The 13,412-nt window shown below is 58.5% G+C and carries 14 protein-coding genes; 3 read left to right on the forward strand and 11 right to left on the reverse strand.

The window, feature by feature from the left end; genetic code table 11:
- Positions 1-723 precede the first annotated feature (723 nt).
- Positions 724-2,622, forward strand: a complete 1,899-nt coding sequence (locus tag ARADN35_RS0121815) for an ATP-binding cassette domain-containing protein (protein WP_010465995.1) — start codon at positions 724-726, stop codon at positions 2,620-2,622.
- An 84-nt stretch (positions 2,623-2,706) separates the two neighbouring features.
- On the opposite strand, the gene ARADN35_RS0121820 is transcribed toward ARADN35_RS0121815, so the two are convergent.
- The 7 genes from ARADN35_RS0121820 to ARADN35_RS0121850 all read right to left on the reverse strand — a co-directional run bounded on the left by ARADN35_RS0121820 (position 2,707) and on the right by ARADN35_RS0121850 (position 9,207).
- Positions 2,707-3,813, reverse strand: a complete 1,107-nt coding sequence (locus ARADN35_RS0121820) for a protein-glutamate methylesterase/protein-glutamine glutaminase (RefSeq protein ID WP_010465997.1) — start codon at positions 3,811-3,813, stop codon at positions 2,707-2,709.
- A 15-nt stretch (positions 3,814-3,828) separates the two neighbouring features.
- The gene (gene cheD / locus ARADN35_RS0121825) at positions 3,829-4,578 is read right to left on the reverse strand and encodes a chemoreceptor glutamine deamidase CheD (protein WP_029414287.1); all 750 of its coding nucleotides are present in this window, start codon (positions 4,576-4,578) and stop codon (positions 3,829-3,831) included.
- Positions 4,579-4,606: 28 nt separating this feature from the next.
- Positions 4,607-5,512 carry a CheR family methyltransferase gene (locus ARADN35_RS0121830; RefSeq protein ID WP_010466003.1) on the reverse strand — a complete coding sequence of 302 codons (906 nt, stop codon included), beginning with the start codon at positions 5,510-5,512 and terminating at the stop codon, positions 4,607-4,609.
- 101 nt (positions 5,513-5,613) lie between these two features.
- A complete protein-coding gene (locus tag ARADN35_RS0121835) occupies positions 5,614-6,102 on the reverse strand; it encodes a chemotaxis protein CheW (RefSeq protein ID WP_010466005.1) in 489 nt (162 codons plus the stop codon).
- Between the two features lie 56 nt (positions 6,103-6,158).
- Positions 6,159-8,309, reverse strand: coding sequence for a chemotaxis protein CheW (locus ARADN35_RS0121840; protein ID WP_010466007.1), 2,151 nt, complete (start codon positions 8,307-8,309; stop codon positions 6,159-6,161).
- A 39-nt stretch (positions 8,310-8,348) separates the two neighbouring features.
- Positions 8,349-8,711, reverse strand: coding sequence for a response regulator (locus ARADN35_RS0121845; RefSeq protein ID WP_010466008.1), 363 nt, complete (start codon positions 8,709-8,711; stop codon positions 8,349-8,351).
- A gap of 49 nt (positions 8,712-8,760) precedes the next feature.
- Positions 8,761-9,207: a hypothetical protein gene (locus ARADN35_RS0121850; protein ID WP_010466010.1), complete on the reverse strand. Its 447-nt coding sequence runs from the start codon at positions 9,205-9,207 to the stop codon at positions 8,761-8,763.
- A 182-nt stretch (positions 9,208-9,389) separates the two neighbouring features.
- On the opposite strand from ARADN35_RS0121850, the gene ARADN35_RS0121855 reads away from it, so the two are divergent.
- Both ARADN35_RS0121855 and ARADN35_RS0121860 read left to right on the forward strand, forming a co-directional pair.
- A complete protein-coding gene (locus tag ARADN35_RS0121855) occupies positions 9,390-10,502 on the forward strand; it encodes a hybrid sensor histidine kinase/response regulator (protein ID WP_010466011.1) in 1,113 nt (370 codons plus the stop codon).
- Positions 10,499-11,128 carry a response regulator gene (locus ARADN35_RS0121860; protein WP_010466014.1) on the forward strand — a complete coding sequence of 210 codons (630 nt, stop codon included), beginning with the start codon at positions 10,499-10,501 and terminating at the stop codon, positions 11,126-11,128. The genes ARADN35_RS0121855 and ARADN35_RS0121860 overlap by 4 nt, the downstream gene beginning before the upstream one ends.
- A 25-nt stretch (positions 11,129-11,153) precedes the next feature.
- On the opposite strand, the gene fliR is transcribed toward ARADN35_RS0121860, so the two are convergent.
- From fliR to ARADN35_RS27555, 4 genes are all read right to left on the reverse strand, one after another.
- Positions 11,154-11,924, reverse strand: a complete 771-nt coding sequence (gene fliR, locus ARADN35_RS0121865; RefSeq protein ID WP_010466016.1) for a flagellar biosynthetic protein FliR — start codon at positions 11,922-11,924, stop codon at positions 11,154-11,156.
- Positions 11,925-12,008: 84 nt separating this feature from the next.
- Entirely contained in the window at positions 12,009-12,278 is a 270-nt protein-coding gene (gene fliQ / locus ARADN35_RS0121870; protein ID WP_010466018.1) for a flagellar biosynthesis protein FliQ, read from the reverse strand.
- 11 nt (positions 12,279-12,289) lie between these two features.
- A complete protein-coding gene (gene fliP, locus ARADN35_RS0121875) occupies positions 12,290-13,060 on the reverse strand; it encodes a flagellar type III secretion system pore protein FliP (RefSeq protein WP_010466020.1) in 771 nt (256 codons plus the stop codon).
- Positions 13,053-13,409 (reverse strand): FliO/MopB family protein, encoded by a 357-nt coding sequence (locus tag ARADN35_RS27555; RefSeq protein ID WP_081474695.1) that lies wholly within the window; start codon positions 13,407-13,409, stop codon positions 13,053-13,055. The genes fliP and ARADN35_RS27555 overlap by 8 nt, the downstream gene beginning before the upstream one ends.
- Positions 13,410-13,412 lie beyond the last annotated feature (3 nt).

Here is a 13,412-nt window from a genome sequence, read left to right on the forward strand (position 1 = left end):
TTTCGAGCAACTCATAATTAAGAATTGAAGTGAACTTCACTTCTCTCTCATGAGCGTTTGTAGTGCTAAGCACTAGTTCCAAAGAACTTGGCACTCGCCATCAAACGCCCACGCTTATCGGCTGTATATTTTTAATGAACCGGATCACTCACAAAGACCGAAGTCTTTCTTTGTTTTCCCGACTTAGCTGCGATCAGCTGAGCCTTGAATTCTAGCACAGTTTTTGAAGAACTGTCAAACTTTTGAAAACTTTTTCGTCTTCATCACCTTTCAAACTCAGCGTCTTGCAACACCTTGCTCTACTCAGCGAAGCCTTGAATTATATACCGGTTTTTACACCACCCACAACTCAAAACCAAACTTTCTTCACCACCTTCTCAGCCCCTGCAGCAACAAGGCCTCAGCCCCATCACCACCCGAACCACCAGCTCCCTGCATTTCTGCAGAACCGCCTCAGTAGCGAAGCCCTCGACTATAGCATTAGTTTTAGGGGCAACAGAAAGATGGGAGGAAATTTCTAGGAAGCCTCACTCGCCCCGAACAGGGGTCTGCACGTCAGCCCACTACGCGCAGCAAGCTGCGGCCACTTGTCGCGTAGCTGCACCGCTATCTATATATAGGACAGAAATTAGCAGAGACTCTCGCCAACAGAGGGCGACCAGAACCAGTCCAACAGAGGCAACGGAGAGCTGCGCAGCCTCTCGCCCCGATAATCCAGCCCTTATGGCACTTATCACCCTACTGGACGCCCAACTCGCATTTGGGCACGTTGCATTGCTGGACCACGCCGGCTTTTCCCTGGAGACTGCAGAACGCGTTGGACTGATCGGTCGCAACGGTGCAGGCAAATCCTCGCTTCTCAAAATCCTCGGCGGTCTTGCAAAGCCGGACGACGGCTCGCTACAGGTCCAACAAGGCGTGCGAATTGCCTTTGTGGCCCAGGAGCCATCGCTGGACGCTACGGCCACCATCTTCAAATCTGCTTCTGAAGGACTGCAGCGGATTATCGCAATCCGCGATCAGTATCTGTCGGGCGCGGAAGGGCTTGACCTGGATGCCCTGCAATCCGAAATCGAAGCGTACGATGCCTGGAACTGGGAGCAGCGGGTAGAGGAGACCCTGCAGCGGCTGCACCTTGATCCCGACGCTGTCATCGGGACGCTGTCGGGTGGAACCAAGAAACGTGTCGCACTGGCACAGGCGCTGGTGGCTCGTCCCGATGTACTGCTGCTCGACGAACCCACCAACCATCTGGATCTCGATTCAATCGAATGGTTGGAGGACCTTCTGCTCGATTTTCCGGGCAGCGTTGTCACCATCACCCATGATCGATCATTCCTCGATCGCGTCGCCACCCGCATCGTTGAGCTGGACCGAGGTCAATTGCGATCCTACCCCGGTAACTTCGCGCAGTATCAGCTGCAAAAGGAAGACCAGCTAGCGCAGGAGGCCGTCATTTCCGCCAAAGCCGACAAGCTTTTGGCGCAGGAAGAAGTCTGGATACGCCGCGGCGTCGAAGCGCGCCGCACTCGCAGCCAGAGCCGCATCAGCCGCCTGGAGCATTTGCGTGCGCGCCGCGAAGCACGCCGCGAAGTGGTCGGCAGCGTTCGCATGGATGTGGCGACCGGTGGCTCCAACGGATATCAGGGAAAGATCGTCGCGGAGCTGACGGGAGTCAGCAAGTCGTTCGGCGACAAGACCATCGTTCGCAATTTCACCGGAACCATCTTGCGCGGGGACAAAGTAGGACTGATTGGCCCCAATGGCGCAGGGAAGACCACACTGCTCAAAATGATCCTGGGCGAGTTGGCACCTGACGAGGGAACCATCCGCCAAGGGGCTAACCTGCAGGTTGCTTATTTCGATCAGATGCGCCACGCCGTCAATCTGGATGCCACCCTGGAAGACTTCATCAGCCCGGGCAGCGAATGGATCGAAATAGGCAACCAGCGCAAGCACGTCAAAAGCTATCTGAGTGATTTCCTGTTCTCTCCTGCCCGGGCGCATTCCCCGGTCCGCTCCCTATCAGGTGGCGAACGCAATCGTCTGTTGCTGGCACGGCTGTTCGCCCGCCCTGCGAATGTCCTGGTGCTGGACGAACCCACCAACGATCTCGACATCGACACGCTGGATCTCCTGGAAGAGCTACTGGAAAACTACGAAGGTACCGTGTTCCTCGTCAGCCACGACCGGACATTTCTCGACAACGTGGTCACCAGCACGATCGCATTTGAAGGCGACGGCTTGTGGCGCGAGTACGAAGGGGGCGTACAGGACTGGCTGGTGCAATCCAAGCGCAGCAGGGCCCTCAACGCGTCCGCGCCCACCACCAAGAAGGCTGACAGAGAAAATTTGAATGAAAATACGGCCCAGGGCTTATTTAATAGGCCTGAGCAGCTATCAAAAAAGAAGCTAAGTTACAAAGAGCAGCGCGAGCTTGATCAACTTCCCGCGCAAATAGCGGCATTGGAATCAGAACAGCAAGAACTGCAAGCGGCCTTGGCCGATGGAAGGCTGTACAGCACCGATCCTGCAAAGGCCACAGCCATGACCGCACGGGCTGGCGAGATAGAGGAAGCGTTGATGACGGCTCTGGAGCGCTGGACAGCCCTGGCCGCATAAACCAGCCGACACCGGGGCAACACCAAGGCTGCGCAATCGCCGGAAGCATCCGGTCTGCGCATGCCAGCTATGCCAGTTACCCCATCAGATTCGATGGTGCAGCCGGTCTGTAGCACCACGCAGGCGTGCGATCAATGCCGACGCAATTTGCCCCAGCGGCAGAACTTCGTCGGCAGCACCATGGGCAATCGCTTCACGCGGCATACCAAAAACGATGCAGGTCGCCTCATCCTGCACATAGTTGTAGCTACCAGCGTCCTTCATTTCCCGCATCGCAGCGGCCCCATCGTTTCCCATACCGGTGAGCATGATGCCGAACGCGTTGCGTCCGACTACAGCTGCGGCCGATTTGAACAACACTTCTACCGAAGGCTTGTGGCGGTTCACGGGTGGGCCGTCATCCACCACCGCTACATAATTGGCGCCACTGCGGGCCACATGAAACTGAGTACCACCCGGGGCAATATAGGCATGGCCAGGCAAGATGCGCTCGCCATTCACCGCCTCCTTGACCGTGATCTGGCAAAGACCATTCAGCCGAGCCGCGAAGCTGGTGGTGAACCCTGGGGGCATGTGCTGAGTGATGACGATCGCTGGCGAATCCGCAGGCATCTGCACCAACACCTCCTTGATAGCCTCCGTGCCACCCGTGGACGCACCGATGCAGATCAGCTTTTCGGTGGACAAGCGGCCCAGAAGCGCTGACGCGGTGGGCGCTGCTGCCACTCCAGCCGATCCTCCCGCACCGCCGGAAGGCGTGTTTTCACGCGCAGGCGCGCGGCGAACCTGGGCCACCGCAGCCACGCGGATCTTATCCACGATCTGAGCCGCAAGATCATTGAGGCCGCTGGCCAAGCCAACACGGGGCTTGGCTACAAAATCGACGGCACCCAGCTCCAGGGCCTTCATCGTCACCTCAGCGCCCCGCTCCGTCAGCGTGGAAATCATCACCACAGGCATCGGGCGCAAGCGCATCAAACGCCCCAGAAAGTCGATGCCATCCATGCGAGGCATCTCAACATCCAATGTGATGACATCGGGATTGAGCTCGCGGATCATCTCGCGCGCCACCAAGGGATCATTGGCGGTGCCGATGCACTCCATGTCCCGCTGCCGGTTGATGATCTCGGACAGCAGACTGCGGACCAACGCCGAATCGTCCACCACGATCACCCGGATTTTCCTGCTCATTAACTCACGCCTTCCTCAAAACAGATCAACAGAACCGCCCGAGGTAGTCTTTGCCACAGTGGCTGCATTGCCGCGCACTTCCTGGGCCACCAAGGCTTCGGGGTGTGCATGCGCCAATCGCTTCACCATGGCTTTCCCTGTGATAGGGAAAAAAACCACCTTGCGCGGATAAATATCCAGGACATCCTCGGAGACGATGGGAATACGCTCCGTATGCAGGTAGTTCAAAACAAAATTGGTGTTGCGCTCTCCGACATTCATGGTCGTGAAGTTGTGCATCACCTGCGCGCCCCCAAAAATCTTGGCCTGCATGGTTTCGCGACGGGCCCCCAGCTTGAGCATCTCGTTGATCAGCAATTCCATGGCATACGAGCCATAACGCCCTGACGCATCCGCAACATCACCGTCGGGCAGCATGAAGTGGTTCATCCCACCCACGTGCGCGCGGCTGTCCCAAAGACAGGCGGCAATACACGACCCCAACACGGTCATGATGATCATGTTCTCGTCACCGACAAAATACTCACCAGGGAGGACTTTCACAGCGTTGTGCTGGAAATGATGGTCCAGATAGAAAAAAGATGCCTCCCCAGGCTTGCGGCTGCGTGTTTTGAGCTCCTGCAGCGAAGACTCCCGTGCAGGTCCAGTCCCTGCGGAATAGATGTCCGCACTCAATGGCGCAATGCGCGGGGCACGTCGCCGTTCGGACGAGCCTGGAGAAGCTGCGGCCGGGGGAAGAGATGATCCTGAAGGAATATTGGTCATGGGGCTAGGTGCGAGGCAACATGGCAGGTCAGCGGCGCTCGTACACGGTTTTGCCACGCAGCGTAAACAGGTCTCTGGACTCGCTAAAGTTTTCGGCATGTCCCACAAACAGCATGCCCCCAGGTTTCAAGACCCGGTGAATCCGCTCTAGCACACGCCTCTGCGTAGGAGCATCAAAGTAGATCATCACGTTGCGGCAAAAAACCACATCAAAGGGTTCTTTGAACGGCCAATCGTCCCGGATGAGATTCACGCTCATGAAATCAATCGCGCGTCGCAGCTCCGGCTTGGCCCGCACCATGCCGAGATTGCCACCCTTCCCACGCAGGAAAAACTTCTGCAACCGCTCCGGGCTCAAGCCCTTGAGGCTGTCAAGACGATAGACACCTTGCGCCGCAGTCGCCAAGACACGGGAATCAATATCACTGGCAGTGAGCTTGAACGAAGCGTTGGCCCCCAGCGCCTCGAATGCCGTCATGACAATCGAATAAGGCTCTTCTCCGGTGGACGCCGCGTTGCACCAAACCTTCCAGCCGGCAGACGGCTTGCCCCGCAGGTGTGAAGCAAAAATTTCGAAGTGATGCTGCTCGCGGAAAAATGCCGTGAGGTTGGTAGTGAGCGCATTGATGAACTCCTGCCACTCCGGGCCGTCGTGCGTCTCCAACCATCCCAGATAGTCATGAAAACTGCTGTGCCCCGTATCCCGCAAGCGGCGTGAAAGCCGGCTGTACACCATGGCATGCTTGCCGTCGTGCAAGCTGATCCCCGCCCGCTGATAGATCAATGCCTGGACCCGCGCAAAATCTGCGTTGGTCCAGACAAATTCACGCCCCTGAGCCAGCGGCCCCGACGGGGCCGCCGCAGCGGCATACGCGGGGTCCACCCTGCCGATAGTGGGCCGGGCTGCAGAAGAGGCACTGGTGGTTGGGGCCATATTGATCGTCCGACGGGAAATCCTGTTCGCTCCTAGAGATCTGCAAGCCACACCCGCAAACTGGCAGGTGACGGTTCCACCACGTTAGCGACGGAGGCGTCCTACTCGTTGGCAGTCACCAGCCCCATGTCTACACCGGACATGAGCTTTTCGATGTCCAGCAGAATCAGCATTCGCTCCCCCACCGATCCAAGTCCGAGAATGCAACTGTTGTCGATGGCACTTTCAATATCTGGTGCCGAGCGGATGCTCTCTGGTGTCAGTTCCATGACGTCGCTGACGGAGTCCACCACGATTCCAACCACCCGGTTACGGAGGTTCAAGATGATGACCACCGTGAAGCTGTTGTAGTCGGCCTGCGCGCAGTTGAACTTGAGGCGCATATCGACAATGGGCACGATGGTCCCACGCAGATTGACGACACCCTTGATGAAATTGGGAGCGTTCGCAATCCGTGTCGGCGGCTCATAGCCACGGATTTCCTGCACTTTCAGGATGTCGATGCCGTACTCTTCCTGGTCGAGGCGGAACGTCAGATATTCACGGGTGCCCGTTGGCACCGCTTCTGCAGTTTTACCCATCACACTCATGGTGCATTCTCCTTTCGTGACAGCGCCATGCCCCTCTCGGGCACAGCCGCTTAAATCTAGTGGCGCGCCCGTCGCACCAAGCCACCGGTGTCCAGAATGAGCGCAACCGTGCCGTCGCCCAAGATGGTGGCCCCGGATACGTTGGGGACCTTGCGGTAGTTCGACTCAAGGTTCTTGACGACTACCTGGTGCTGGCCCAGCAACTCGTCGACCAACAGCGCCACACGGCTGCCATCTGCCTCCACAACCACCATGATGTTGCTGGATTTGTTTGGGTCGAAACGCGGCACCTGGAAAATTTTCTCCAGTGCGATCACAGGCATGTACTCGTCGCGCACTTTCACCAGTTGCGAGCCCTGGGCCACGGTGCTCACATCGTCTGCGTTGACCTGGAAAGACTCCACCACCGAAGACAGCGGAAGAATGTAAACCTCATCGCTCACTCCCACGGACATGCCATCCATGATGGCCAGCGTCAGCGGCAAGCGCACAGAGACCTTCATCCCGTAACCTTCAGCGGAATCGATTTCAACCGAGCCGTTGAGCGCAGCAATGTTGCGCTTGACCACATCCATACCCACACCACGCCCCGACACGTCGGTCACCTCATCCGCGGTAGAGAAACCGGGGGCAAAGATCAACTGCCAGACTTCGGCGTCGCTCATCTGCTCGGACACTTCAATGCCACGTTCTTGTGCTTTGCTGAGGATTTTTTCGCGCGAGAGTCCACGGCCATCGTCGCGCACCTCAATCACGATCGAGCCGCCCTGGTGAGAGGCCGACAACGTGATGGTTCCATGCTCGGATTTGCCTTTGGCCAATCGGTCTGCCGGCATCTCGATCCCGTGGTCGCAACTGTTGCGCACCAGGTGAGTCAGCGGGTCCGTGATCTTCTCGACCAAACCTTTGTCCAGTTCGGTGGCTTCGCCCAGCGTCACCAGTTCAACCTTCTTGCCCAGCTTGTTGGCCAAGTCCCGTAGCATGCGGGGGAAACGGCTAAAAACAATCGACATCGGAATCATGCGGATCGACATGACCGACTCCTGAAGATCGCGAGTATTGCGATCCAGGTCGGCCAGTCCCGCCAGCAGCTGTTGATAAGCACCCGCATCCAACCCGCGGCTGTTTTGGGCCAGCATTGCCTGGGTGATCACCAGTTCACCCACCAGATTGATCAGCTGATCGACCTTTTTCACATCGACGCGAATCGTTGTGGACTCCATTTGTGCCTGCATGGCGACCTTAGGCTCACTGGCCTTCGGCGCCACCACCGCCTTGGAGGCTTGCGCGGGGGCATGTGCAGCCGCCTGAGGTGCCTCAGCACGTGGCGCACCAGGCGCGTCACTGAAGAATCCGTAGGCTTCACCCCCAGCAGCACCGGCTGCGAGTGCAACTTCTTCATCCTCATCAAGCGATTGGGCTGGCGCTGCCCCCCCAGCATCGCGAATCAACACTTGCTCCTTGGCCACATGAAAGGCAAACAGGTCGAGAAGGTCGTCGTTGGTGGAGGTGGTTTCCACCGCGAAGAGCCGCGTATTTGCCTGTTGACTTTCTATGTCACGAATAGCCCCGAGGCCAGGGATATCCCGGAACAGCTCCTTGATGGCGTCCGCCTGCTCCAATCGGTCCAACGGGCCAATCTGAATCTCCAGCATCCGCGCTTGGCCTGCCACCGCCGGCGCAATCACCTTCGGTGCGGGCGCGGGCGCAGCAACCTGGGGTGCTGGTGAAGGTGCCGCAGGCGACGGCGTTGGAGCCACAGCGGGGGCATCACCGGGTACCTGCCCCGCAGCAAGCTCACTGATGCGACGGACCAGTGAAGTGGTGGACACAGCATCACCCTGTCCACCCGCCTGATGGCGGGCCAACAGGCTGCGGGAAGCATCGGCAGATTCCAGCAGCACGTCCACCATCTGGGGGATGGGCTGCAGTTCATGGCGGCGCAACCGATCCAAAAGAGACTCCATCTGGTGGGTCAGTTCGGCAACATCCGAGAACCCAAAAGTGGCCGAACCACCCTTGATCGAATGGGCACACCGGAAGATGCCATTGAGTTCTTCGTCGTTGGCGCTACTCAAATCCAGGTCCAGAAGCATCTGCTCCATCTGGTCCAGGTTTTCGCCCGCTTCCTCGAAAAAGATCTGATAGAACTGGCTCAGGTCGAAGTCAGCGCCTGCACCCGATCCTTCTTGGTAGGTTTCCGCCATCGTGGGCTCCTGTGTACTTGGTGATCCTGGACAACCGGCTCAGCGGATCACTTTCTGGATAACTTCGATCAGGCGATTAGGATCAAAGGGTTTGACGAGCCAGCCCGTGGCCCCTGCGGTCCGCCCCGCCTGCTTCATCTGATCGCTGGACTCGGTAGTGAGAATCAGAATCGGAATGGTCTTGAATTTTGGGTTTTCACGCAGTTTTCGCGTGAGTCCAATCCCGTCCAGCCGAGGCATGTTCTGGTCTGCCAGCACGAGATCAATGTTGTGGCTCTCGGCCTTTTCCAGGGCATCCTGCCCATCCACTGCCTCCACGACGTGATAGCCGGCACCCGTGAGAGTGAACGACACCATTTTTCGCATGGACGGTGAATCATCTACGGCAAGGATCGATTGCATGTAAGGCTCCAACTGACTTGAATATATAGGTGAACCAGTGATGTGAGGGTCAGAACAGGTCCACAGAACCCGCATCCATCTCGCTCTGCGTGACGGGATTGGGCCGGTCGGGCGCCATCTCCGCAAAGGGGGCGGCTTCTTCACCATCTTCGTTGCCCATGGCCTCGGAGGCAAGGCGGAAAGCGCATCCTTGCAGCACTTTGGTCGTGTGCCAGATCAACTGGGATGCCATGTCCTGAAACTGCAACTCGGTCACAGCACTCCGCAGTGCTGCACGGGCGGCCACCAGCTCAGGGGAATCTGCAACAGCGGCATCCGTTAGCACGGCATTCGCCTCTCCGAAGCGTTCCAGCAGGTTGTCGGTTGCATGGTTAAGCAGTCCTTCCAGGCGATGCAGGTCATGCATAACGACCAGCAACGAATCCTGCAGTTCTGCCGCCACCATGACGGGAACCTGGACAGCAGGTCCTCCAGACGTTGTTAGCGTAGATTGCATCGTTTCTCCATCGCGGCACGCAGCAGCAAAGCACGCAAAAACACAGGACTACGACACCCGCACAATGGCCCAAAGCCCTTGTGCACCCTCGTGCCAGCACCCATTGGACGCTGACGCGGAAACCATCCCAATCGGACAAACACCCTTGTTTGTTCCAATTTGTATCCTATGATAGCGCTCCTATGGTCACCATAGCACCAGACCAGACCCTCAGCATCCTGCATCTTGAAGATTCACTGGCGGATCATGAGTTGACCGCATTGACCCTGCGACGGTCTGGGCTCCACTGCCACCTCCGTCAGGTGGACTCACTTCCCGATTTCCAGCGACTGACGGACACCCAGCCGTTCGACATCATCTTGGCAGATTACCGGCTGCCCGGCTTCACTGCGCTGGACGCATGGGCGCATGTGGTGCAAAAGCCGCACCACCCACCCTTTGTGCTTCTTTCGGGGGCCATCGGCGAGGCGGCGGCTGTGGACGCGATCCGCCTGGGTATTGCCGACTATCTGCTCAAGGACGACCTTCAACGCCTGCCCCACGTCATCGCTCGCGCTCTGGAGGTTCACGAAGCCCGGCAGGCGCGCGAACGGGCTGTTGCGCAACTCGAAGCCTCCGAGCGCAGATTGGCGGATCTGACGGAGCATCTGCAGACATCGATCGAACAGGAGCGCGCGTCGATTGCTCGCGAAATACACGACGACATTGGCGGCGCGTTGACCGCCGTGAGGTTCGATGTGGCGTGGATTGGGCGCCACAGTGCCAACCCAGAGATGCAGGAACACGCGGCGTCTGCGACGGAAATGCTGCAGCACGCCATCGGGGCCAGCCAGCGCATCATGATGAATCTGCGCCCCCCCATTCTTGAACAAGGGCTGGTCGCAGCGGTGCAGTGGCTTGCCGCCGGATTTGAACGCCGCTCCGGCATTCCAGCCCGTGTTGTAAGCAGCAGCGAAACCATCCAGGCAGCCGCAGATATCCAGCTGGTTGCCTATCGCACGGCGCAGGAAGCGTTGACCAACATCGCCAAACACGCGCACCCAAAAACGGTACACATTGATCTCTCCGACACGGAGGACGTGCTGACGCTGGAAGTGACCGACGACGGCCAGGGCATCGACCCAGCCATGCTGGAAAAACCCAAAGCCTTCGGGCTTAAAGGCCTGCATGAACGCGCCAAGACCGTGGGAGGGTGGCTGGATATCAGCAGCCGTCCCGGTCATGGCACCTCCGTGATCCTGTCCATACCGCTAACATCGCACCCTACACCACCAGCCTCAGGAGATGCGCAGTGATTCATGTGGTCCTGTGCGACGACCATGCCGTCTTGCGGCGGGGAATACGCGACACGCTGGCCGACGCACCCGACATCCAGGTGACGGGCGAGGCTGGAGGATATTCCGAGCTGCGCGAGGTGCTGCGCTCCGCCCCCTGCGATGTCCTGCTGCTGGACTTGAACATGCCGGGTCGCAGCGGCTTGGAAGTGCTCACCAGCTTGCGTGAAACCCACTCCACCATCAAGGTGCTGGTGGTCTCCATGTATCCAGAAGACCAGTACGCCCTGCGCTGCCTGAAGGCTGGCGCTCAGGGCTATGCCAACAAGGCCGGAGACCCCGTCGAGTTGATTGCCGCCGTGCGGACCGTCATGCAGGGGCGCAAGTACCTCACGGCAGAAGTTGCGCAGATGCTGGCGGACAGCCTGGCCCAGCCTACGCCGGAAGCGCCGCACACGGCGCTGTCCGAGCGGGAACTGCAGACACTGGTCAAGATAGCATCCGGCCGCAGGCTGTCGGACATCGCAGAGGAATTGATGCTGAGCCCGAAGACGGTGAGCGTGTACCGTTCCCGGGTCCTGGAAAAACTCAAACTTTCCAACAACGCAGAACTCACCGTCTACGCCATCCGGAACCAGCTGGTCTGACTCCGCGCCCAGGCTCCCTAACGCTCTATCTCTGAGCGGCAAACAGATCGACTGCCTGCTGCATGAGTGCCAGTACGGGTTGCTCCAAAAGGGGCAGCGTGGCCACAATGCCCAGCATCCCCACGGTCAGTGTCACAGGGAAACCCACCGCATAGATGTTCATTTGAGGCGCGACACGCGAAATGATGCCGAGCGTCAAATTGACAAACAGCAGAAGCGCAATCATGGGCAGCGCGATCCACAGCGCGCTGGAAAACAGCGAAGAGCCCAGCTCATAAAGGCGCATTTGCCCCAGCGCCTGCAGAAAGTTGCCATTGACCGGAAAGCGGTCGAAACTTTTCACCACCGCCATCAGAATCAACAGATGGCCGTTGATAACCACAAAAAGCAGCGTCGCCATATGCCCAAAAAAGCGCGCAACGGCGCTGATCTGCGCATTGGAAGACGGGTCAAAGAACGACGCGAAATTCAACCCCATCTGCAAGCCAATGATTTCACCTGCCAGTTCTACAGCGGCAAACACCAGTCGGACTGAAAATCCGATCGCAAGCCCCACAGCCACCTGCTGCGCGACGGCACCAAACGCCTCTCGGCCATTGACACTGATGACCGGTTGATCACCCAGCACGCCCTGCGCGCAAAGTGCCACCAGAAACGCCAGTCCGATCTTGACGCGCATCGGGACTGTTCGCATGGAGAACACCGGCGCGACTGAAAATACGGCCAACACACGCAAAAAGGGCCACAGGATGGGAGACAGCCAAGCCATCAGCTGGGCTTCGGTGAAGGTGATCACGCGATCCTCAGGGGCCAGCCGGAAACGGAGACTGCGAACATCCGGCGATGGGAAACACGCCCATAGCTCGCCCTTTTCATGGAACTAGCCGATCATCGAAGGAATGGATTCGATGGTCCGCCGGATAAAGTCCACCAGGGTGCTGAGCATCCAAGGACCCGCAATGGCAAAAACGACCATGGCGGCAATCAGCTTGGGCACAAAAGCAAGCGTCGCTTCATGGATCTGGGTAACGGCCTGAAAAATGCTCACGATCAACCCCACCGCCATGACCACCCCGAGCACGGGCATGGAGATCATTAGGAGCAGTGTCAGGGCATCGCGCCCTATCGTCAGCACCATTTGCGAAGTCATTGGCAACTCCTTTAAGGCACAAAGCTGGCAGCCAGCGAACCGATCAGCAAGTTCCAGCCATCCGCCAACACAAACAGCATGAGCTTGAACGGCAGCGCCACCAGCACCGGAGACAACATCATCATGCCCAGAGACATGAGAATGCTCGACACCACCATGTCGATGACCAGAAACGGAATGAAGATCATGAACCCGATCTGAAACGCCGACTTCAGCTCACTGGTGACAAACGCCGGTACCAGCACCCTCAAGGGCGCGGTCTCCGCAGTCACACTGGAATCGAGGCGCGCCAGGCGGGAAAAGAGGGCAAAGTCGGATTGCCGAGTCTGCTTGAGCATGAAGCTGCGCATAGGCGCTTCGGCCTTCTCCAGGGCCTGTTCAAAACTGATGGTGTTGTTGGTGTAAGGGACGTAGGCATCCTGGTACACACGGTCCAGCGTAGGCCCCATCACGAAAAAAGTGAGAAACAGCGACAACCCAATGATGACCTGGTTGGGAGGCGCCGATTGGGTGCCCAGCGCCTGGCGCAGCAGCGACAAAACGATCACGATCCGAGTGAAGCCCGTCATCATGAGCAGCACTGCCGGCAAGAAAGAGAGCGCGGTAAAGAACAGCAGTGTCTGGATGGGCACAGAGTAGCTGTTGCCAGACGGCCCGCTACCCACCACCAGCGGCAAGGAGCCAGCGGACGCCTGCGCGAAGGCCGGGGCATGCACCAAGAAACTCACGGCAACCACTGCCCCCAGCAACACCACACTACGGACAGGTGACACGTCAGACATTGGCAGGACTTCCGGGAGTGTTCACTGCGGAAGCTATTTCCAGCGCAAAAGAAGGTTCCGCCTTGGAAGCTGAGTTGGGAACAGCAGAAGGGCCGACGGGAAGCACATGCAAGCAGCTCACCTGCTGTGCCGTCACGCCCAGCACCAGCCAGGTCCTCGCATGTTCCGGTCCGACCTCCACCGTGACCACGCGCTGATGGGGTCCGACTGCCACCGCAGACAACACCCGGGACGCAGCACCAACACCCGCACCACTCGCCGCGTGACGCTGCTGCAGTCGACGGACTAGCCACGGCAACAAGGCCATGGCGCCGACAAAAAGGACAACAACAACCAGCGTCTGCGTCATGCT

It is taken from the genome of Acidovorax radicis N35, assembly GCF_000204195.1.
In the GTDB taxonomy this organism is placed as follows: Bacteria; Pseudomonadota; Gammaproteobacteria; order Burkholderiales; family Burkholderiaceae_C; genus Acidovorax; species Acidovorax radicis.